Origin of the sequence: Staphylococcus sp. EG-SA-14, from assembly GCF_017151935.1 — a bacterium.
Classification (GTDB): Bacteria; Bacillota; Bacilli; order Staphylococcales; family Staphylococcaceae; genus Staphylococcus; species Staphylococcus aureus.
The window spans coordinates 1-23,499 of record NZ_JACVZM010000005.1 but is presented as its reverse complement, the minus strand read 5'-3'; the positions used below and the strand labels follow the sequence as shown (position 1 = coordinate 23,499).

Genomic DNA, 23,499 nt, shown 5'->3' with positions numbered 1-23,499 from the left:
AATACAATTATAATAATCTTGATAAAATCATATTCAGAATAAATAACCAACTACTGAAAAATATTAGATTTATTACAACAAAAGCAAACGTTCCTTTTCTAATTCTAATAATCAAATCCCATTAATATCAATCCACACAAATTCTTTCACATCATTGAGTAAAATAATGTGTTGAAGTTGATTTTTTATATAAGTATACTCTACAGAATTTATAAAATTATTTAGTCATCACCTTCAGTGTTTAATTCAAAAATATAGAATCTACTGTATTGCATAATAAATTGAAATGCCACAAATTGTGCTCCAGCGATAACCAACATGCTCACAATAATTATAAACTTGGATTCTACGACATTAGGAACCAATATATATTCGATAATTCTTTCAATATATATAAATGCGCTCAAAGCGGTTAATAATAAACCAAAATGGGTTTTAGTTTTACCACCCCAACGTTTTGTTACTTTAGGTAATTTTAACAACGTAAACATTCCGCCAATTACTAATAACAAATAACTAATTATGATTGAAATCGTACCTATTAACCAATAATTGAATAGGTCATAATGATTTTGCACAGCAACAAAATAGTAAAGATTACATGTTGCAAATACTGCAGTGATAGTAGTTAGCACATTTATAACAACTAAAAATCGGGCATATATTTTTTTATATTTCTGTGCGCTTTCCTTTTCGAAATCTATAAATCTAATCCATTGAAGTAAACTAATTATGATAATTATTAATTCTATAATTGTCGTTATCTTTAAATAATTTGGAAACCTTTCATAATCTAAACCAAAAAAGAAAGTTAGACATGAAAAAAGTATCATAAATAATGATGCTAAACTTAAGGCTTGTGCACCTGGCTTTCGAAGAATGTCTATATTTTCCTTAGTAGCCATATTTACCTATCTCCTATACATTGATTTTGTAATAGCATATTAAGTATTTAAAGTTATAAGTACTTAGATTTTCATCTACAAAAAACCTAAAATTATCTTTATATTATTATTTGATGAGCATCAACTTTATATTCCCTATTGATTTTTCATTAACCACTAAAAATGACTAAACAAAGCTTTATTGTTTAGTCTCACATTAAGATTGTCTATTCTTCTTGCTCTTTAATATATTGCTCGATTTGTTTAACCTCCTCCATTTCATATTCCATTTCTGGTATAACCCCAAATTTTTTGTACATATAATAATTTTCACGACCTAATTGATCAAACTCTGTATTTATCCAATCTATATAATCAAATGATACGTTTAATTTACCGTCGCTTGTAAAGTCAAATTCACATGATGTCCATGGTTCGAGTCCTTCTTCTATAAACAACTCTCTTAATTTGTCAAATTGCTTATATAATTCATATACTGAGTCCATAAATTCTGATCTTGGTATATTATATTTATTTAACACGCTCGTATAGTAAAATAATTCATCACTGCTTGGCTCAGTATAATTGTAGAAAACTTCTCCATTTCTTTCATTTATATAAGCCATTGTATATACCTTTTCCCATTCTACCGGTATCATCCCACTGATCTCATTCGCAATTTCATTATACATTTCACTTAATTTTTCTTCGAAAGTCATGTTATCGCCTCTATTGTTCAGCTTCTTCTTGCTCATTAATATATTGCTCGATTTCTTTAACTTTATTAATTTCATATTCCGTTTCTGGTAAAATTCCAAATTTTCTATACTTATAGTAATTTTGTCGACCTATTTGACCAAATTCTGAATTTATCCAATCTATATAATCAAATGAAACTTTTAATTTACCTTCTCTTGTAAAATCAAATTCGCATGATGTCCATGGTTCTAGTCCTTCTTCTTTAAATAAATTTCTTAATTCCTCAAACAAATCATATAAATCCATCCATAAATCATCAAATACTTGCACAGAAATGTTATACTCCTTAGGTATATCGGTGTAATAATTCAATTCATCGCTGTTTGGTTTAGTATAATTAAAGAATACTTCACCTCCTCCATCATCTATATAAGCCATTGTATATACCTTTTCCCATTCTACTGGTATCATGCTACTAATTTTATTCGCAATCTCGTTGTACATTTCATTTAGTTTTTCTTCGAAAATCATGTTATCGCCTCTATTGTTCAGCTTCTTCTTGCTCTTTAATATATTGCTCGATTTGTTTAACCTCTTCCATTTCATATTCCATTTCTGGTATAATTCCGAATTTTCTATAGTTATAGTAGTTTTCTTGGCCTAATTGATCAAATTCTGTATTCTTCCAATCAATATAATCAAATGAAACTTTTAATTTATCTTCTTTTGTAAAGTCAAATTCACATGATGTCCATGGTTCAAGACTTTCTTCTTTAAATATATTTCTTAATTTTTTAAATGATCTATAAAGTTCCATCCATAAATCATCAAAGATTTCTTCTAAAACATTATAATCTTCAACGATACTCGAATAATAACACAGCTCATCATTTCCGGGCTTGGTATAATAAAATATAACTTGCCCACCTCCATCGTCCACATATGCAATTACATATACCTTTTCCCAGTCTATTGGTATCATACTGCTAATCTTATTTGCAATCTCGTTGTACATTTCACTTAATTTTTCTTCGAAAGTCATGTTATCGTCCCTATATGTTCGAAATATCTCTTGATTAAACTATTAATTTAATTCTCTACATTTATTTCCGTTAAATAAAAAGCATTAAACAACACCCAAATGTCGCTTAATGCTTCTTCAAATTCGTTTTACTTATCTTAAACCTAAATATGCTAATAAATTTAAAACAAAAGCAATTATTGTTACGATAATTGCAATTTTCAATAACTTCGAACCTTTTTCAGCATCGTATTTTTTGTAATTAATACTACAAATAATACTTCCAATACCAAATAACGGTGTAACTATTGTTAATACAATAAATACCCATGTTGCAATTTTTAAGCCATTGCCTTGATTTTGGTTTTCCATCTCATTAACTCCTACTCATTATTTTGTCTTTCAATTTATTTAACTATTTATAATTATAGTAAAAAAGATATTAATAGTATATACTTTTTTACCATTTCATAAATAAAATTCACGCATACCTATATGTAATATCATTATAATAATCTCGATAAAATCATATTCAGAATAAATAACCAACAACTGAATAATATTGGCCTTATTACAACAAAAGCAAACGCTCCTTTTCTAACTCTAATAATTAAATCCCAAACAGCAAATATAACAATGATAAATAAGCTGAGTATGAAAAATGAGATACTTAAGTCACGTGTTTCCGCAGTAATTTGAGGTGTTGACTTTAATGTCATTAATACCGTTAGTACTATAGCTACTATCAAAGAAATAATCCCTTTATACTTAGCTATTTCAATATTTATACGTAAGCTTTCAACTGAATTGTATTCAGATTTATTAACTATTCCACTTGAACTATCTGTAATGTTCTTATATTTTAGTAATAGTGGTCTGTTCCAAAGATTTCTAAAAGCCATCCATACATAAAACAAACTCCCCATATACAAAATCACATTGAAATTTGTTAACTGATTATAGCTGTCACCTATAAAAATATAAGTGATACCAATTACTACAAACACAATGGCATAGATGATTATAGGCAATACTACTATTTTTTCAGAATACATCACAGCAGTTAAATATATAATATAATACAGTCCGGCTACGACAATTAATAATAAGAACTCCATATTCGCACCTCAATATTCCATAACTTTTACTTTAATATCAATCCATTTAAATCCATTCACATCATTTAGTATAAAATAATATGGTGATATACGTTGAAGTTGATTTTCTTTTGCAAATCTTTCTATATCTTCTAAACCCTTCTTAATATCTTCTTCATAATTTAGTGGTCTAAGTTGATTATGTAACATTTGATCAATATAAAGGTAAGATTGAAATTCAAAAGAATCATGTAAACTACTTAAATTATTAATAGATGAATAAATTGTAATATTTACTTTCTCATTTTTCATCAACTGGTTAATAGTGAGAATTAATGGTTCATTTTCATTTAAATCATAATGCTTTACTTCATTTAAAAAATGTGTTGTCACTTCATTTAAATTTTTTAAGTCTATATCTAAATATTCTTTTGATATAACATTTCTAAACATTATAGTAGAATAGCTTAATTCATTCATTCCAATTCATCCTCATCTAAATTGATTTCAGCGTGAATTTCATATACTTGACCACCAAAATAATCAACCATCACATGGTAGAATGGTGAATTTGATAGCGTTATGTTATTTTCTACTGCAAACTCTTTGATTCTCATATAAACATTTTCAAATTCATCTTCATCAAAGCATTTATGAGAAATAGTTGGTAAAAGGGCAATTGAAGGTATAAATTTAATATTCAATTCAGGTATATCGTCAATTTCAGAATTTAATGAAATATAGGTTACAAACTTCATTTCATCTAGCCCGACAACTTCTCGTGTAAATACTATTGGTCCAACTGTATAGATACGTTTGTCTATAAAAAATGATTTAATTCTGCTCATTTCGTCTTTCCAATATTCTGGATTAATAGAAAATTCCATTTTAGCTAAGTTAGGCATTACTAATGCATCAAGTTCCATTTATTATTCCTCCAATTTAAAATATAAAAGCAGTGAAAAACTATATAGAATTTCCGATTTTCAAATCACTTTTTCAGATCAATTCACTTTTTAAAAGTGTGTTTTGTAAATCTATATCATTTAGTCATCATCTGCTGTGTTTAATTCAAAAATATAGAATCTACTGTATTGCATAATAAATTGAAATGCCACAAATTGTGCTCCAGCGATAACCAACATGCTTACAATAATTATAAACTTGGATTCTACGACATTAGGAATCAATATATATTCGATAATTTTTTCAATATATATAAATGAGCTCAACGCAGTTAATAATAAACCGAAATGTGTTTTAGTTTTACCACCCCAACGTTTTGTTACTTTAGGTAATTTCAACAACGTAAACATTCCGCCAATTACTAATAACAAATAACTAATTATGATTGAAATCGTACCTATTAACCAATAATTGAATAAATCATAATGGTTTTGTACAGCTGCAAAATAATAAAGGTTACACAGTGCAAATACTACAGTGATAGTAGTTAACACATTTATAACAACTAAAAATCGAGCATATATTTTTTTATATTTCTGTGCACTTTCTTTTTCGAAATCTATAAATCTAATCCATTGAAGTAAACTGATTACAATAATTATTAATTCTATAATTGTCGTTATCTTTAAATAATTAGGAAACCTTTCATAATCTAAACCAAAAAAGAAAGTCAGACATGAAAAAAGTATCAAAAACAATGATATTAAACTTAGAGCTTGTGCTCCTGGCTTTCGAAGAATATCTATATTTTCCTTAGTATTATTCATTTTTTAATCTCCTTTTAAAATACATTACATAAAGTTTTACCAAAACCATTACTTCTAATAGAACTAACCGTATTATTAAGTTTATCTTTAGCAATATCCGTTAATGACTTGCCACCTACTAATTTAAAATCAGACGCGGCACCTACTACAATTCCAGCTATTCCGCCTACAACTGCACCTACAGGACCTCCAATTGCTGCTCCAATTGCTGCTCCAGTTGCAGTGGATCCACCAATTGCCCCTAAATCAACAATAGATCCAACAATTTTTTTCTGTCCTGATTTCTCATTTACAACATTGTTTGCTACTGCTGCTACTGCTCCTAGTGGCCCTAAAAGCTTACCAGCATATCTCATACTTTTCAAAAATTTTCCTAGTTTGTTTTTGCCTAGAAAATCCTTAACTTCATCCAAACATATATTTTTTAAATTTTTAGGATTTTTCAAAAATTCGCGTAACTGTTTTTGACTCATACTTTCCCATGCGGCTTTAGCACCTCTTTTCATTGCAGATTTACCATTGTATTTTCCTGCAACTTTTTCTAGCTGCTTGAATTCAGTATCGCTATAATTTCTGGTCATTTTAAAACCAGCTTTTAATTTCTCACTGAATTTCATTTTATTATTTTTATCAAGTATAAATTTAGCAGCTTTAACTAATCTTTTTCCTTCAATATTTTCAACATTTGTTTGCATAGTTGCATTTATTAATTTTAATTTTTTATTTCCCAATTTCCCCAACTGGTTTTTAGCTAATAATTCATTACCTTTAAAGATATTACCGTCACCAGCTATATATGCAACAATTAATGCATTTTTTATTTCAATCATAGATTTAACAGTCTTTCGATATTTATTACCACCATATATTGCGCTTTCATATTTTTCCAATTCTTTTTTCAATTCACGAAATTGGTTGTTTTCTGAATGAAGTTTATACTCACTTTTTATATATCCAGCATTTCCAGATATAGTTGATCGATTACTTGGCATATTTTTAACTTTAGAGGCCATTGTAGAAACAGGTGTAATCATAGATAATAATTCGGAATCATCTAAAAAGTGTAAACTTTGAAAATTATTAAAATTATCTAATGTATCAGTAATTTGCTTATTAAATGTTTCTCCCTTTTCTTTAACATCCTTACCACTTATTGTTTTTGCTGTTGTTAAATCATGAACCCCTCCTATAGTAGAATTCATTCTTGTCTTAATACTCTCTATTTGTTCAATAGATTTTTTGACTTCACCTTTGTATTTTTCTATTGCATCTTCATCTAAAATTGCATTATGGTCATTATCAACACTATTTTGAAAATCTTCAATTGCATCTTTTATTTTTTTTTCAAATTCCTCCTTTATTTTTTCGATTCTACTTATTGTTTCAATATGAAAACTTTGATTATAGCTATTAATATTCGATGCTGTTTTCCCTTTAAATTCACTATCATCTTTCAATTTATTAATATTATTCTTTAAAGTTTTTGTATTCGTAGATAAACTACTGAGAGATTTCTGTAATGAAGCATTAAAATTATTCACTTCTGACATTTTTATTTTATTCCCCATTTTATACTCCTTTACTCTTTTATATTTATAATTGTCTATCTATATTTTGAATTTCAGCAGCAATGTTTGAAATATCCGTTTCAACGCCCTCTATTTTACTTTCAAGATTTTCCAAATCCTTCTTCATTTGATTTAAAGCCTTATCAAACTTTTCTTTATATTTATCTATAGACGTATTTAAATTGGTGCGATTATCATCCGATTTATTACGCGTTTGTCCAGACCATTGATTCTTTTCAATTTCTATACCATCGTAAGTCTTCTTTTCAGAGTTAAAATCTTCTATTATAGTCTGTGCAGAATTCACTGCATCTTGTAACCTTTTCTTATCTCCTTGTAGGCTTTTCAATTCACTTTCCTTGCTATGTTTTTGTTCTATACATCGTGCCCTTCTTTTTTTGAGCTCTTCCTTATTAGCCATTTTTATCTCCCTCTATGTTATAATCCTGCTCCTAAATTATTATTTTCATCAATTTGTCCAGCTATATCAGCATCCTTATCTCTAAAATCATTTACAGCAGTTTTCATTGCTTCTGTGTCTTGAGTAATAATAGAATGATAATTAGAAATAGCTGTAGTTAAAGTACTACTAGCAGCAGCAAATCCTGTAAATGGTGAAATGTTTGTGTATTCTAACGAGTCTGATACATTATCAAAAGAAATATTTGATCCAGCATTAGAAATACTTTCAATTTTTCCTATCGTACTACTCGTTTCAACTTTTATTTCCCCCATAATTGTCCTCCCTATTGAATTAATTTTATTTTAATATGTTCATTTTTATTGAAATAATACATTTCATATGGTTTTAATAACGGCTCTCTATTCGTGATTTTAGCTTGTAAAAACTCTTGATCATATAGCCTAGTTACAATTACTGCTTGATTAATAATTTGACGTGCTAATTTTGATTCTCTATCAAATGTTCCTAAGATGTCATTGTACATACTACTAATTATTGTATAGACATTTACCTTTGGTCCTTCAGATAATATATACCTTATATCCTTTTCATTAAGTCCTGTAATAGAAATAAACGCCTTAAGATTGTTGATAAATACAATCTTCACACTTTCTTTACTTCGTTCGCTATTCAACCTTTTTTTGATTTCAACGATAAAACCTTGTTTTATTAATTGCAAATCCTCTGACGATGCATAATATGAATTAACTATACTTGACTTATCACTCATATTTTCATCTGCATCAACTAGTATTGTTGTTACACTTTCCTTAAGTTTACTCATACCATCTAAAACTCGATTATTAACTATTTCTAAATCATTTGGTGTTCTTGCTGTTAATATACTTGGTGATGTCAGATCTAAACTAACTAGTTCCACATCCTCAAAGTCTAATCCTAATGGTAATTTGTGTTCTTCATGAATGATTTTTTCCAAATCATATGCTTCTCGAATATCCTCCATTAATACCTTATCTGGCATCATTGGAATATGTTTTGGATAATCTCCTACATAGAATTCTTTCATTTGTGCTACTTCATTTTTAATGCGCTCATTATATGTTTGTCCTTCTGCTAATTCAAATGGTTGAGCAATTTGGAACTGTGTGAAGTTATCATCATTTATTGCAGCTCTACCTTTAACATCTTTCACACCTTTTTTATAAGAACCAATAATATTTGTTAATTCATTGTTTTCAAAGAGGTACAGCGCAACTCTTGTTTTAATGTTAGTAAATATTGCTGATTTTATTGCACTTGATCTTGATCCTGAAAGAATGATGTATACCCCTAACGCTAAACCTTCACGTGTTACCTTAGACATCATTTCTTCATATTCTTCCATAAACGGTGATTCTTTCACCGTGTCGTAGTTATCGATAATTAAGAAAATATTTGGAATTGAATTTCCAGTTTCTTTATTATATTGCTCTATATTAACTACTCTCTCTTGACTTAATAGTCTTTTTCGCTCAGAAATAATATCATGTATCTTCCGTATCGCCTTAGCAATCTTGTCTTCTTGATCTACTGTAAAGTAATCAGCGACATGCGGTATGTCTGTGACTGGCATCAAACCATTGGTACCGAAATCGAACAAGTACATGTGTGCTTGATCAGGACGATGGTGTCTTGCAACATCGAAAATAATGTTATGTAAGAACGTTGTTCTACCATATCCTGGACTTCCGATTAACGCGATGTGCCCAGCTTTTTTCAATTGCAATACCATCGGTCCTTGGTATTGTTCTTCTGGTACGTCTTTAAGTCCTAATGTTAATTCCACTTCTTTTGCATCATCTGACCATAATTTTCTGAAATCTGTTTCTACTAAATCTTCTTGATATACATTTTCTGGCAATGGTGGTAGCCATGGACGCTTAACTTCTTCGATTTCTAATCGTGTTGTAATAGATTCGATATGATCTATGACCGCTTCTAACTCAGTTTGATTTTCTTTCGTTTCTTCATCTTCAAGTCCACTCAAGTCTTTGTTGATTGCTTGAAGTTGACCATAGTCATTAATCATGTAAATCGTCTTATCTTCAACTTCTAATTTATCGCCTTCGATGTCATATGTTGCACCACTCCATGCAGATTGGAATAATTCATAAATTTCATTATTACCAACTTGTAAATACGCACGACCTGGTAATGTAATGTCTGCTGCATCTGGTGTTTTTAAAATTTCATTACTGTCTTGTCTATCTTGTACTTTTAATGCCAATTTAAATTTAGAGTTAGACCAAATTTGGTCATCAACAACACCCGATGGTTTTTGTGTCGCAAGTATTAAATGAATACCTAACGAACGTCCAATACGTGCCGTTGATACAAGTTCTTTCATAAAATCAGGTTGTTCTGATTTTAATTCGGCAAACTCATCGGAAATAATGAATAAATGTGGCATTGGTTCTGTTGCAACACCTTCTTTAAATAACTTATGGTATTGATTAATATGGTTAACATCATGCTCTCCGAATAAACGTTGACGTTTTCTCAATTCGGCTTTGATTGATGTTAAGGCACGCATCGCTTCATCGCCATCTAAGTTTGTAATCGTACCAACTAAATGGACTAAATCTTTAAATAAGTTCGCCATACCCCCACCTTTATAGTCAATCAATAGGAACGCAACTTCATGTGGATGAAAATTAATAGCTAAAGATAAAATGTATGATTGGATAATCTCAGATTTCCCTGAACCAGTGGTACCAGCAACTAAACCATGTGGCCCGTGTGCTTTTTCATGTAAGTTCAATGATAAAATATCATCTTTACCTCTTACACCTAAAGGTACTGCCATCGTTTTGTATGTTTCGTTTTGTCTCCATCGATTAACCACATCAAGCTGATCTACTTCTTTCACGTTATACATCTCTAAAAATGTAATACTATCAGGAATTGCATTTTTCAAATGTTCGACGTGTATCAAATTCGCCAAACGTCTCGCGATATATTCTTTATCAACGTTATCAATATTTTCAGGTGTAAATTTCAATTGAACTAATTCTTTTTCTTTCGTAATCAGTTCGCCTTCAGTACGAGACTTGATATCAATAATGGTATCTACATGCTCTGGCAAACTTTCAATCACATCTTCAACAAAGATTAATGAAATACCATATTCTGATAAATCTTGGTTTACATATTCTAAAATGACATGATCAATAATTAATGACATATCTGTAATGACAAACACTAATTGCGGTGTGAAAATAATTTGCTCATTACTTCTGCTGCGTTCACGCACAGCTTGGATACGTTCTTTAATCATGCTATAAATTGACGTTAAAATTTGGTCACGTGTTCGTTGATTGTAAACAAACCCTCTAATGTTTTGACCTCTCAATGTCATATGTGGCAACCAACGTGCCCATTTCAATGTTTCAACTTCATCTTCACGTGTCACAAATAGAAACTCTAAATCATGATAACTATGGAACGTTGACAATTGGATTAGCATTTTCTCCAATTCTTCTAAAATGAGATGTCGTGCACCAATATATGCAATTGGTCCATGATTTAAATCATTGATTAATGGTGCTTGTTCTACATCTGTGTAAAATTCATACAATTCTTTAGCATCGTCGAATAGTTCATCACGACGTTGGTTAAATTCTTCTTCTTGGTAATCTAATTTGAATGACTTTTCTACATTCGCAATACCTAACTTATAATGTAAGAAATCGTGATGATGCGATGTTTTTTCATATATTCTTGGTGCTTTCGTTTCAACGATATCTTTAATTTCAGCAACCGTTGGATAATGGTAATTCAAACTAAAACGTTGTGCTTTAATCGCTTTATTAATTTCTTTAGATTTATTATCCAAATAAGCTTTGTAATCTTTCTCTCGTTTTTCAACATCTTTGTTATACTTTTTCTTTTCAGAGAAATACGTTGTAATACCAAATACTATCGTTACTGTACTCATACCAATCATCATTAAAATATAAATACCAATTGGTCTCACTAAAAAGATGACAACAGTTAAAGCAATCATTACTAATGGCGGTATAATGGAACGCCATATCACTGTATTGTTCTTCTGTATTGGCTGTGGTGGTCTTTCAATCTTAATATCGTCGGTAGGTTCACGGTGAATAATCCTTGGCGAACGATGGTACGTATTGTAATCATCTGCCTGTGCATGTGGCATCTCTTGTGTTAAGCGAATTAATGACGATGCCACTGTATTCTGACTCAATACATTTAAACCATCAGCTTGTACTTCGAGCCATATCCCTTCAACATAAATATGATCACCAATGTAAGCTTTGTTCGTTAGTTGCTCTTGTAGTTCATAGTTAATATACACATCTGTATTTTTATCGTGCACAATGCGTACGTATTGTGATTCTTGTATTGATTGAAAATCTTTAATAATGATGGCATTCATCAAGCTTTGAATAACCATATCATCATACGCATTTGGCCCAATTGTCATCGTATCTTGAATTGAAGGATAAGCAAATGATGCATAATCAGCTTCTGTATAAAGCTGTAATGTAATGTCATCAAGGTCACCTTTTCTAACAAGCACCTTATTAATAGAAGTATGATTCGCTTGCCAAGTACCTTGATTATTTTGTTCTAAATGAATGACTTCGCCTAACGATTTCAACGTAATATCTGCACGCTCGTCTTCGCTAATAGTATATGTCTTACCATCTCGCAAATTGAGCATCTTCAATTGTTTGTTATATTTTATAATCAATTTATGCATTGTCTTTGCCTCAGTCCTATACTATTTTTTTCTTTCAGCTTCTTGGCGTTTTTCTTTATCTTTTTGTGCTTGTTCTTTTTGTTTCTTTTCGTTCTCTTCTTGTTGCTTTAATTTCTCATCTTTCGCTTTTGCTTTCTCTTCTTCAGATTTCGCTTTTTCATCTTTAACTTGTTTTTCTTTGTCTAAAATATCTTGCAATTTATCGTTATACTTTTTCGTTTCTTCAGAACGTTTATCATTCGATAAATCTCCGTTATTTTTAATCTCATTTAACTTATTAATCAACGCTAACTTTGTAATATCGTTATCATCTAAATAAGTGGCAATATTAATCGCTTCATCAAGATGTCCTTGTCCTAATTCCATCCAATATAATAAGTAGTCTTTGTTTGAATTTGGTGTCACGTTATTAAGTAAATTTTCTTTCTTATCTTTTTCTAAACCTTGTTTATTTGTTTGGATATAACTTTTGGCATAAATGTAAAGTGCCTCTTTATCTAATTTTTTTCCATCTAAATCATCATACGTATTTAGTACTTGCGTATAATCATCCTTTACAAATGCTTGGTATCCTTTTTCAATGCGCTCATTATGCTTCATTACTGAAAAATATAAAAATGCTAAGAATGCAATTAATAAAACACTTAACGTTGTCATACCGATAGCGACCCATTTGAAAACGGTATGCCCTACTTTGCGTACATATGCATAATTTTGACTATAATCTTGTTCTTGTTTCTGATACTGTTCATCTAAAAATGCCGTTAGTAAATCTAACGTTGCCGCTTCAATAACTTTAGTTTCAAATGGCGTTCCTTTATGTAGTTCTAAGTTTCCTTCAACTAAAGCATCAAATGATTGTTTCTCATTGAATGCACAGATAACCAGTGCTTTATATCTTGTTAAAAATTCAGCTTCTGACACAGGTAATGGATCAACAACATTTTGTAACCCTCTTGTTTTAGCAATTGGTAATCCATCTCTTGTGAAAAATAATTCATCTGGTGCCAACACAAATGTGTAGCGTGTACGATTTACTTCTTCTAAATTTTTGATATTGAGTAAGTAACGTAATTTTTCATTTTTAGTAAATGATTTAATATTATCAAAAGGTGTATGATTGTCATTAATGTCATAATGTATTTGGAAACTGTCACGTAGTTCAGTTAATTCAGCATCTATAAAATATGGAGAATGTTGTTCTAATAAGTACATTAAATGAAAATGTTCTGGTTTAATTGAAGACTTAGGAATCTCTCTCATATCTAAGCGTAATTTTGTTTTAGCTGCTTCTTCAGCATCTAAAGGCGTTAACATATCTTGCATTTCATTTTTAGGGTTATGATTTTTAACCATCTATTTTTCCTCCTATAGTAACTTCAAAATATCTCCATCAGCGATTTGATAATCAATGAGTCGATCATTTTCAACAAGTAATTGACCTTTCGTCATCACTTTAATTTGTGTATTGACATCAAATATTGAAATGTCCAAACTATCCAATACTAAAGCTATTAAATTTTTTATCGGTAAATATGCTGGTACTGCTAAGTCATATGTGCCGTAATTATAATTAGTAAAATCAAATGTTACTTTTACGTGCTGATTCATTTTTCGTTCGTCTCCCTTTATGAATTGAAAAAATGACAAATCCTAAAGTCAAAAAAGCCCCTACAGACATCAAAATGTACGGGAATATTTTTTTCTCCTGCTTGTTTTGAATATAGGGGCTTTTATCACTCTCCGAAGTCTTTTCTAAGTTAGATTTGGAAAATAACACTTTTTTAGTTTCATTCAAGCGAGTCGAGTGACTCGCTTGATTTTGAAACATATCATTTTTTATTTGTTGTTGTCGTTCTTTTTTCTGCTTAGCAATCGCGTCGTTGACTTCTTTACTATCTTTATTAAATAGCGTTGTATCATATTGATTTAAATCATTATTGATTCGCTTTTCCTCTTCTTGTTGCACATCAATATTAAGTCCGCCATTATTGCTAGATGCTGTTAAAAAAGTTAAAGCAATCACGCTATTCATCAACATTAGATTAATCTCTCTTTCTTAAAGTGTTTTATAAACATGTTCAGTACAAAACCAATAATCACAAGTACTGTTAATATTACTAGTGCCAAGCCTATAGGATGCTCTGCATTTAAATAATTGAAGAACATGTTATCGATATAAGACAATGGTGAAATTTTATTAGTCACACCTTGTCCAGCCGCTTTCAAATTATTCATAGCTACAAAGTATAGACCCAATGCAGCAATCATTAAGAACATACCGATAGATTTTACCTGTCTTAGTAAATACGTATTAATAAGTACAAAGACCATCATAGTTAAAATCACCATTAAGATGAATTTCGCTCTATAGCCAGCTAATACATGGAACTTATTCATTGCAATTAAACCGACAATTAATCCTTCTACCAAACCAGTTGTACCAATAACACCTGACGTAATGACATTATTCCAAAGATGGTTTTTACTACTATAATCATCTTTAATGAAATTCATTTGTCCTTTGGCACGTTCATAACTATAGAAAATATATGCTGTAATCATTGATAGTAAATACATCAATAATACGAATAATGTCGGTGAAATCACGTCTGTATTACCATTATTAGCTAAAACATTTTCTAAGTTTTTCTTTTGAACCGGATTACTCATAAATGCTTTTAATGCTTGGTTTTGTCTGTCGCCATCTTTAGAATTTTGTAATACTTTTTTAAACTCTTTAGCGAATAACTCATTATCTTTATCGTTTTTAGCCATTTGACGGTTCAAATCATTCGCTCTTACGCCTAATGCTCGACCTGTCGCATGTAGTTTATTCACATTATTATCTAATTGATTTAATTGTCCACTAACTGAATCTGCAATTGTTTTTGATTCTTGTGTATCTGATAGCAATTGCGTACTTTTCTCAGAAATTCTACTAATTTCTTTATCTAAATTTGAAGACATCGTATTAAATTCATCATTTTTGCCTTTATCAATTTTTGGTTCTTGTGGCTCTTCAGCAAAAGTCTTTTTAACGTTTTCTAACTGATCAATCAGCTTAGAAATATCTTCTTTATTTTTTGTTGTATTCTTTTTGTTATTTAAAATGTCATCAATCAGTTTGTCTGAGTTTTCTTCCATTGAATCAATTTGATGTAACACAGCTACTTTATCGTCTTTGAAACTTTCCATGTCATTGATAACTTGGTCAACCATCATATCAATTAAACGTTTGTTGTCGAATGGTTTATCTTCTCTGCCTTTTGTATCTGTGTACATTTTATAATGCGCATCAAACCTAGATAATGCACTCAATTGCTGGCTTAATGCATCTTTCGATAAGCGACCATCAAGGTTATGATTCAATGTTACATCCACAACACTCGTTGTTTTCTTATCATTTGGTTCATCTTGACGATTTGCTTGTCCAAATAACAATTGTAAATGCATTGTTTTATCTTTTAAGAAATCTTTCTCAGCATCCTTTTTCAATTTAGCAACGCCATTGACTTCAACTTTATATTCCTTGTTAGATGTATCGAGTTGAACACTTTGATCCTTAATGTCATATTTTTTACCATTAATTTTAATGTCGCCTTCAAAATTAAAATGAGGATCTGTTGCAACAGTTAATTGATTAATATCATTACTTTTAATCGTTTCAGTACGTTGCACTTTGACACCATCATTAATCAAACTACTTGTGTCTTGCGCAACTTGGTTATCGTAATCTGTTAAATTAATGTGTTCTGCTAACGGTTTTTTCAAATTATATTCATTTTTATAACGTTTTGCTTCTTTGACAATTGCTTCGTATTTATTAGCTTCATCCTCATTTAAACCTGCAGCTATAAAGTCTTGTTTAGACATGTTATAGATAAATGTTGTATCTGTATCAGGTTCTTTGACAATATCATCATGAAGTTGTTTCTCTAAGTTTTCAGCGAATTGAGCATTGTTCATTTTAATGCTATTTAGCGCATCTTGTAAGTCTTTGTTATTTGCAAGCTCATCTTGCAGTGATTCTGTTAATTGCTTACGATAGTCTTCAATCATACCTTTTGAAAATGGTGACTCTTGTGATTGAATGATTTCTCTTAATTTATCTAAGTTTTCTTTAACAGTTTGTTTATATTCTTCTTTACCTGTATCTTGCATACTTGATTGTTGATCAATTTGGCTGTCCATCTGTTTTAATGCATTGATATAGTTATCAAGTTCCACGCTATCTTTTTGCGATTTATAATCTTGTAACATTTTATCCATCGCTGTATTGTGCTCGTCAAATAATGAATTTTGTTTTTCAATTAAAGTCGAAACATTATAATCTGTGTTCACTCTGAACGTATCTGAATTCGCACTCAATAATGATTTATTGTATGTTTGGAACCATTTTGTAATGTCTTTGTTTGCAGAAATTGAATTTACAAGCGTATCTGTAAATAATTCCGGGAAGTCGTTAATTGGATTTAATAAGTAATTCGAGAATTTACTATTCACACCATGTTCACGCGTCATAATAGCGCCAACATTTTTTTGTGCATTATGTAAATTATCAATGATGCTTGTTAAATAAATTTCGACTAAGTTTTTGTTAAAGTCGTTAAGTACATTACTTACAACTTTTTCTGTGTTTTTAGCTACTTCTTCTTTTTGTCCTACAGCTGTTTTATACTGTAGCGATATTTTCGATGGTGTTTTAGCGTCTAATTGCATTGCCAATTTTGAAAAGTTTTCTGGGATAACAATCATGACTTGGTATCCACCATTTTTCAAACCAGACTCAGCAACGTTTCTTGTTACTGTTTCAAATTTATAGTTTTTCTCATTTGCTAACCTTTTAATAAATGCTTGACCCAGCTCAACTTTTTTACCGTTATATGTCGTTGGTTGATCCTCGTTAACAATTGCGATATGTATTTTATTATTTTTATTACTTACACTTTGGGATCCTTTTTCTGATTGATCTCCATATTTTGTTTGAACAAAAAATATCATACTAACTATGGCAATTATAATAATTAAAGTGACAATTAATGCATAAATCCAATTTTTCTTTTTCATGCTTATTTCCTTTCAGTTGTTTTCTTAAAAAAATGATAAGCAAAGCCACATTAGAAAATGTGACTTTGCCAATTTCAGAATGCTTATTGCAAACCGAAATTATTAGAAAGTTGTTGGTCTTGTTCTTGAACGGCATCAGCAGTGCTATTCAATTGTTGTTTAATTTCTTCTAATAATTGTGCAAATTTTTCTACTTTAGGACTAAGTTGTTGGAATTGCTCTTCGAAACGGCTGAAAGCTTGACCTTCCCAGTTCGCTGCAATTTCACCTTGTGCACGTGTTAAATCAGATAAAATTTGACGGATTTGGTCTGAACCTTGCCCGTAAGATTGCGATTTTGCTCTGATTTCCTCTGGACTCATCTTAATCATTGCCATAACTAGAAACCTCCTGAATATTTTAAGTTTATCAAAACTTTTTAGGGACACTATTTTTTGAAAAAGTGCTCCTTACTCAAATAATATATAAATTATTAGTATATGTATATAGTTTTTTAAGTATTTTTAGCTTTTTTTAAATAAATATATTGAATATACCCATATATTTTTAATTAACCATTCATTTTTGTAATATAAATGTGTATACTAAAATTAAATTAAATACATAAAGGATTAAATGGTTATTATGAAGAAAACAATTTTACTGACGATGACAACTCTTACTTTATTTAGTATGTCGCCTAACTCGGCTCAAGCATATACGAATGATAGCAAAACATTAGAAGAAGCAAAGAAAGCACACCCAAACGCACAGTTCAAAGTGAATAAAGACACCGGCGCGTATACTTATACATATGACAAAAACAACACGCCAAACAACAATCATCAAAACCAGTCACGTACAAACGACAATCATCAACACGCAAATCAACGTGATCTTAACAACAATCAGTACCATTCTTCATTAAGTGGTCAGTATACGCACATTAATGACGCAATTGATTCACACACACCGCCTCAAACGTCACCAAGCAATCCTTTGACACCAGCAATACCGAATGTCGAAGACAATGACGATGAATTAAATAACGCTTTTTCAAAAGATAACAAAGGGCTTATTACAGGCATCGATTTAGACGAATTGTATGACGAATTACAAATCGCCGAATTTAATGACAAAGCAAAGACTGCTGACGGTAAACCTTTAGCATTAGGTAACGGTAAAATCATTGATCAGCCTCTTATCACAAGTAAGAACAACTTATATACTGCTGGACAATGTACATGGTATGTCTTTGATAAACGTGCCAAAGATGGACACACGATTAGTACATTTTGGGGAGATGCTAAAAACTGGGCAGGCCAAGCTTCAAGCAATGGCTTCAAAGTAGATAGACACCCAACACGAGGATCAATTTTACAAACAGTAAATGGTCCATTTGGTCATGTAGCCTACGTTGAAAAAGTTAATATTGATGGAAGTATTCTAATTTCAGAAATGAATTGGATTGGTGAATATATCGTTTCATCAAGAACCATCTCTGCTTCAGAAGTTTCATCATATAATTACATCCATTAAATTAATCATCACATCAATAAAAAGCGACCAGTTCGCAGTTTACAATTCGTAACACTGCAAAATTGGTCGCTTTATTTTGTATGTTATTCGATTATAAAATATGATGTCTACCTTCAAAATTGCAATAACTTATCACCTTAAAGTTAACCAACATTTTTCAAGAATCATTATGTAATCAAACTATTTTTTGTAGTTTATTAGATTTCCAATAACTTATTAAACATTATTATAACTAAAATTCTATTAATTTAAACAAAATTTAAAATAAACCATTTAATAAAATGTATTGTTCTGATATGATTAACTCATAAATAATTGGGAGGAAGCAAAATGTCTAAAAAGTTAAAAATTATAATTCCTATTATTATTGTCTTACTATTAATAGGTGGAATCGCATGGGGAGTTTATGCATTTTTTGCAAACACACCGAAAAATACATACTTAAAAAGTGAACAACAAACTGCAAAAATGTATAAAGATTATTTTAATGACCGTTTTGAAAATGAAGTGAAGTTCCAAGAAAAGATGAAAGATAATTCGTTTTTATCTTCATTAGAATTAAGCGCAGATGCATCAGATGAAATTGTTAAAGGGCTTGGCATTCCTAAATCTGTTGTTAATGCATCGAAAATTAAAATGTCATATGGACATGATCCTAAAAAAGAGAAATCAATGATTAATCTTGAACCAACAATCGCAGACTCTGCATTAGGGAAATTCCAGTTAGCTGCAGATAAAGATAAGCATTATTTCGAATCACCATTATTTAAAGGGAAATATAGTGTTAATAATTCTGATTTATTATCAACTTATTCAAAACTTACAGGTGAAGATGAAGAAACAGCAAAAGAAAATGGTATTACAAACCAACAACTAAATTTAAATACTCTTTTTAGTAATGCTCAAGCACAACAAAGTGACTACAGCAAAATTGCCGAAAAATATTCCGAACTTATTGTCGACAAATTAGATGACGATAATTTTGATAAAGGTAAAAAAGAAGAAATTAAGGTTAATGGTGAAAAGTACAAAGTTAGACCTGTCACGTTAACACTTAGCAGAGCTGACACTAAAAAAATTACATTAGCTGTATTAGAAGAAGCTAAAAAGGATAAAGACCTTAAAAAATTAATGGAAGAACAAGGTGCTACAAAAGACTTTGAAAAAGACATCAAAAAAGCAATTGACGATGTCAAAGAAACTAAAAAGGATGAATTTGCTAAAATTCAATCTAAAATTTATACCGAAAAACATACGATTGTAAAACGAGAAATTACTATTACAGACAAAGAAAATAATAAAACTAAAATCAAAGGTACTAATACTTTAGAAGACGATAAGTTAAAACTAGATTACGCACTTGATTTCGATCAAGATAAATACACGTATGCTGAAGCGAAATATACAATTAAAGGCGTATCTTCTAAGGAAAAAGACAATAAATACAGTGATAAATACGAATTTGGTAAAAAGACAGAATATGATGAATCAAAAATCAAATTAGATAACCAAGAGAAAGTAGATGGCACAAAACGTCAAGATAAAGGTAAAATTACTGTCGCATTAGATAAATATAGCGACGAAAATGAATTCACTTTTGAAAATAATATAGATTCTGACGTAAAAAATAACACTCAGAAATCTACGTTAAATATCGGCATCAAATATGCTGAAGAACCAATTAATTTCATTTTAAAATCTAGCACAAAATTGAAAGCAGATATTGATTTTGATGATAGTGGTGCGAAAGATTTCAATAGTCTATCTTCAAAAGACCGTGAAAAACTTGAAAAAGAAATCGAAAAAAATGGCGGCAAAATGTTTGAATCAATTTTAAAAAAGGCATCTAAATAACTAAAATATAAAAATAAGATTGGAAGGTCATCTTGCCTTTCAATCTTATCATTGGAGGAGTGGTTAAATGAAAACAATACATTTGTTTCGCATCTACCACTCTTTTTTATTGAAAAAGTGGTATTTGATTATCTATTTACTATTTATATTAGCGGCACTCGTTATTACATTAACGACGATCCAACATGTAACAGAAGATGACAATCATTTTAATATAGGTGTCGTAGATAAAGATCAATCAAGTGAAACGAAATTAATCTTAAACTCTATTGGTAAAGGGAGTAACCTAGGAAAAAACGTGAGCATTAAGGCATATGATGATAAGCAAGCACATACTTTGTTAAAAAAACATAAACTTCAAGGCTATTTTGTTTTTGATAAAGGTATGACCAAGGCATTTTATAAACAAGGCGAACTACCAATTTCAGTATATACATATGATCAACAATCCATGAAAAGTGTCGTGCTATCTCAGCTAACAGATTCTGTTTACCAACGTCTTATGCGATCAATGGGTGGCATCTTAGCTTTTCAAGACTTAGCACCGAAAGCATCACATTCTGACAGTATCAATGTTATGACTGATTTGCTGATTACAGGATTAAACCGTTCAGGTGCATTTAACTTAGAACCGATTCATTTATACGATACGGGCAGTTATTATGCAATTACAGGATTTTTAGCAACGGTATTCATCTTTGCACTATCTTTATTTACAGTTTTGAAAATGAATCAAGATACTGTATTGAAAGCGCGATTGAAAATGTTTCATTTTTCTAAAGAGCGTTTATTAATCATTCGTGCGTTGATTACATGGTTTTATACTATGTTATGGAGTATCGTTGGTGTAGTTTGGATTGTGTTCAGTATTCCGAATACCTTTGAATTATATAATTGGCCAACGTTAGCCATTCATTTAAGCTATTATGTTACCTTTTTAATACTGTGGTTATTACTCATCGAACTTTTAACAACAGGCTTGTTGAATAGTATTAGTAAAGTCATATTAGCTATTGTCATCCTGGTGTTATCTGGTTTAACAATACCTACGATTTTTTTACAACATATAGCAAATGGCGTTTTCAATATTCAACCGTTCGCAGTTGTAACAAATCAATTGTTAGAAATTATTTTAAACAACTACATTTTAGAACTACACCCTAGTTTCTATCTTAGCTTCATCGCACTTTTGATAATTAATTTAGCTGTATTGGTTTGGAGGTATCGTCAATGAAGCCTTATATACAACTTGTTGTGTTCAAGCAATGGTTACAATACATCTTGCTCGTAACAACCATTGTCATCGCACTCGTACTTATTGGTATCGGTTACCGTGTAGCACATGACAACTTCAAAATACCGATTACCATTCAAGATTTAGACCAAACCACTGCATCAAAATCATTCGTCAATAAAATTAAACAATCTGACTATGTAACTATTAAAAAAGTCGATGAAGATGATGTTACTAAAAAGGAAGCTATTTTAAGTATGCAAATTCCTAAAGGTTTCTCTCAAAAATTAAAAGAGAACCGTTTAAAAGAAACGATACAGTTATATGGTAGAGATGACTTTATAGGTGGTATTGCTGTAGAAATTGTTAGTAGTTCATTATATGAACAGCAAATTCCTAACATTATTTATGAACACTTTGAGGATATGAAACAGCATCAATCCATCGATGCTATCAACAAGTCCTATCATAAACATACACCTGAATCTAAAATCAAATTTGTGTCGCTTACTAAACAAGCACAACACTCTATTTCAATTAGCTTAATCTTTGCGGTGATTTTATTTGTTAGCGCTGTTCAAGTAGTAATTCATTATCGTTTAAACCAACAAGCAGCATTGCAACGATTATCACAATATCATTTAAGCCGTTTCAAACTATATAGTACTTATGTAATGACACATACGATTTTGTTATTGTTGGTACTATTGGCAGTTAGTCTATATTTGTCTCAACCACTCAGCTTAATATTTTACTTAAAATCACTGTTACTTATATTGATTTATGAGATAGGTATCGTCTTTATCTTATTCCATATTCAAACAATAAGTCATCGATTATTCATGACATTTATATATGCACTTGCTATGGGTATCGTATACTTGATTATTTTCATGTAAAGGAGCGTAACTGATGATAGAAATTAATAACCTTTCAAAGCGTTACCGTAACAAACAGATTTTCAATCATTTAACTATGTCCTTTGATAGTAATCGTTTAACCGTATTACTTGGTGATAATGGCGCTGGAAAATCAACATTACTTCGTATGATCGCTGGTATTGAAAAAGCTAATGATGGAACTATCAACTATTTCGGCGAAAAATGGAATCAAAGACAAATCCAAAATCACATCGGTTATGTGCCACAAGACATTGCGTTATTTGAACACATGACAGTGGCTGAAAACATTAATTTTTTTAAATCACTTTGTAAAAATCCAATTAACGATACAACTATCAACGAATATTTACAGCAATTAAATTTTGATGATACGTCTGCCAAAGTATCTACATTGTCTGGTGGGAATAAACGTAAAATTAATATATTAGTAGGTTTACTAGGTCAACCTCGAATTCTAATTTTAGATGAACCGACAGTTGGTATTGATTTGAAATCTAGACATGACATCCACCAACTTCTTAACATTATGAAATCTAAATGTTTAATTATATTAACTACCCATCATTTAGATGAAGTTGAAGCACTTGCAGATGATATCAAGTTAATTGGCCAAGATCCTTTTTATCAAAATGTTTTAGAGGACAAGCAATGGGCTTATACCTATTATTAAAACGAAAAAATCCCAAGTTGCGTATGATATCGTAACTTGGGATTTACTGTATTATCT

General features: G+C 30.4%; 23 protein-coding genes and 1 pseudogene. 5 read left to right on the top strand and 19 right to left on the bottom strand.

The features are described from left to right. Nucleotides 1-7: 7 nt before the first annotated feature. The 19 genes and pseudogenes from IDG63_RS04875 to esxA form a co-directional block, all read right to left on the bottom strand. Nucleotides 8-121 (bottom strand): annotated as a pseudogene (locus tag IDG63_RS04875) (DUF5080 family protein); the annotation flags it as partial. Between the two features lie 100 nt (nt 122-221). Then, nucleotides 222-905, bottom strand: a complete 684-nt coding sequence (locus IDG63_RS04870) for a DUF5079 family protein (protein ID WP_000201522.1) — start codon at nt 903-905, stop codon at nt 222-224. Between the two features lie 206 nt (nt 906-1,111). Next, nucleotides 1,112-1,603: a TIGR01741 family protein gene (locus tag IDG63_RS04865; protein WP_000141997.1), complete on the bottom strand. Its 492-nt coding sequence runs from the start codon at nt 1,601-1,603 to the stop codon at nt 1,112-1,114. Nucleotides 1,604-1,613: 10 nt separating this feature from the next. Continuing rightward, a complete protein-coding gene (locus IDG63_RS04860) occupies nt 1,614-2,114 on the bottom strand; it encodes a TIGR01741 family protein (RefSeq protein WP_000575668.1) in 501 nt (166 codons plus the stop codon). 10 nt (nt 2,115-2,124) lie between these two features. Then, a complete protein-coding gene (locus IDG63_RS04855) occupies nt 2,125-2,625 on the bottom strand; it encodes a TIGR01741 family protein (protein WP_000142007.1) in 501 nt (166 codons plus the stop codon). Between the two features lie 132 nt (nt 2,626-2,757). After that, nucleotides 2,758-2,976 (bottom strand): hypothetical protein, encoded by a 219-nt coding sequence (locus IDG63_RS04850; RefSeq protein ID WP_000431354.1) that lies wholly within the window; start codon nt 2,974-2,976, stop codon nt 2,758-2,760. Nucleotides 2,977-3,110: 134 nt separating this feature from the next. Further along, nucleotides 3,111-3,722, bottom strand: coding sequence for a DUF5080 family protein (locus tag IDG63_RS04845; RefSeq protein WP_000394923.1), 612 nt, complete (start codon nt 3,720-3,722; stop codon nt 3,111-3,113). A gap of 9 nt (nt 3,723-3,731) precedes the next feature. Next, nucleotides 3,732-4,181: a DUF5085 family protein gene (locus IDG63_RS04840; RefSeq protein ID WP_001004375.1), complete on the bottom strand. Its 450-nt coding sequence runs from the start codon at nt 4,179-4,181 to the stop codon at nt 3,732-3,734. Continuing rightward, nucleotides 4,178-4,627 carry a DUF5085 family protein gene (locus tag IDG63_RS04835; RefSeq protein WP_000417868.1) on the bottom strand — a complete coding sequence of 150 codons (450 nt, stop codon included), beginning with the start codon at nt 4,625-4,627 and terminating at the stop codon, nt 4,178-4,180. The genes IDG63_RS04840 and IDG63_RS04835 overlap by 4 nt, the downstream gene beginning before the upstream one ends. Before the next feature lie 120 nt (nt 4,628-4,747). Further along, nucleotides 4,748-5,434, bottom strand: a complete 687-nt coding sequence (locus tag IDG63_RS04830; protein ID WP_001066359.1) for a DUF5079 family protein — start codon at nt 5,432-5,434, stop codon at nt 4,748-4,750. A gap of 14 nt (nt 5,435-5,448) precedes the next feature. Continuing rightward, nucleotides 5,449-7,002: a T7SS effector LXG polymorphic toxin gene (locus IDG63_RS04825; protein WP_000527011.1), complete on the bottom strand. Its 1,554-nt coding sequence runs from the start codon at nt 7,000-7,002 to the stop codon at nt 5,449-5,451. A 25-nt stretch (nt 7,003-7,027) separates the two neighbouring features. After that, the gene (locus IDG63_RS04820) at nt 7,028-7,423 is read right to left on the bottom strand and encodes a YwqH-like family protein (protein ID WP_001284372.1); all 396 of its coding nucleotides are present in this window, start codon (nt 7,421-7,423) and stop codon (nt 7,028-7,030) included. Nucleotides 7,424-7,440: 17 nt separating this feature from the next. Continuing rightward, on the bottom strand, nt 7,441-7,737 hold the full coding sequence (locus IDG63_RS04815) for a TIGR04197 family type VII secretion effector (protein WP_000503898.1): 297 nt from the start codon (nt 7,735-7,737) through the stop codon (nt 7,441-7,443). Nucleotides 7,738-7,748: 11 nt separating this feature from the next. Then, complete coding sequence (gene essC, locus IDG63_RS04810) at nt 7,749-12,194, bottom strand: type VII secretion protein EssC (protein ID WP_000549288.1); 4,446 nt, start codon at nt 12,192-12,194, stop codon at nt 7,749-7,751. A 21-nt stretch (nt 12,195-12,215) separates the two neighbouring features. Beyond that, nucleotides 12,216-13,550 carry a type VII secretion protein EssB gene (essB, locus tag IDG63_RS04805; protein WP_000240338.1) on the bottom strand — a complete coding sequence of 445 codons (1,335 nt, stop codon included), beginning with the start codon at nt 13,548-13,550 and terminating at the stop codon, nt 12,216-12,218. Nucleotides 13,551-13,562: 12 nt separating this feature from the next. Next, a complete protein-coding gene (gene esaB / locus IDG63_RS04800) occupies nt 13,563-13,805 on the bottom strand; it encodes a type VII secretion protein EsaB (protein ID WP_001071606.1) in 243 nt (80 codons plus the stop codon). Further along, nucleotides 13,777-14,235 carry a type VII secretion protein EssA gene (gene essA / locus IDG63_RS04795; RefSeq protein WP_000928938.1) on the bottom strand — a complete coding sequence of 153 codons (459 nt, stop codon included), beginning with the start codon at nt 14,233-14,235 and terminating at the stop codon, nt 13,777-13,779. Before essA ends, esaB begins: the two co-directional genes overlap by 29 nt. Next, complete coding sequence (gene esaA / locus IDG63_RS04790; RefSeq protein WP_000728954.1) at nt 14,235-17,264, bottom strand: type VII secretion protein EsaA; 3,030 nt, start codon at nt 17,262-17,264, stop codon at nt 14,235-14,237. The genes essA and esaA overlap by 1 nt, the downstream gene beginning before the upstream one ends. An 83-nt stretch (nt 17,265-17,347) precedes the next feature. Next, nucleotides 17,348-17,641, bottom strand: coding sequence for a WXG100 family type VII secretion effector EsxA (gene esxA, locus IDG63_RS04785; RefSeq protein WP_001240826.1), 294 nt, complete (start codon nt 17,639-17,641; stop codon nt 17,348-17,350). Nucleotides 17,642-17,888: 247 nt separating this feature from the next. On the opposite strand from esxA, the gene IDG63_RS04780 reads away from it, so the two are divergent. The 5 genes from IDG63_RS04780 (at nt 17,889) to IDG63_RS04760 (ending at nt 23,442) form a co-directional block, all read left to right on the top strand. After that, the gene (locus tag IDG63_RS04780) at nt 17,889-18,782 is read left to right on the top strand and encodes a CHAP domain-containing protein (RefSeq protein WP_000751207.1); all 894 of its coding nucleotides are present in this window, start codon (nt 17,889-17,891) and stop codon (nt 18,780-18,782) included. Nucleotides 18,783-19,112: 330 nt separating this feature from the next. Beyond that, complete coding sequence (locus tag IDG63_RS04775) at nt 19,113-20,636, top strand: DUF6583 family protein (protein ID WP_000038525.1); 1,524 nt, start codon at nt 19,113-19,115, stop codon at nt 20,634-20,636. Between the two features lie 67 nt (nt 20,637-20,703). Further along, nucleotides 20,704-21,870 carry an ABC transporter permease gene (locus tag IDG63_RS04770; protein ID WP_000848779.1) on the top strand — a complete coding sequence of 389 codons (1,167 nt, stop codon included), beginning with the start codon at nt 20,704-20,706 and terminating at the stop codon, nt 21,868-21,870. After that, the gene (locus IDG63_RS04765; RefSeq protein ID WP_000806105.1) at nt 21,867-22,769 is read left to right on the top strand and encodes an ABC transporter permease; all 903 of its coding nucleotides are present in this window, start codon (nt 21,867-21,869) and stop codon (nt 22,767-22,769) included. The genes IDG63_RS04770 and IDG63_RS04765 overlap by 4 nt, the downstream gene beginning before the upstream one ends. Before the next feature lie 13 nt (nt 22,770-22,782). Then, nucleotides 22,783-23,442: an ABC transporter ATP-binding protein gene (locus tag IDG63_RS04760; RefSeq protein ID WP_000570076.1), complete on the top strand. Its 660-nt coding sequence runs from the start codon at nt 22,783-22,785 to the stop codon at nt 23,440-23,442. Nucleotides 23,443-23,499: the final 57 nt, after the last annotated feature.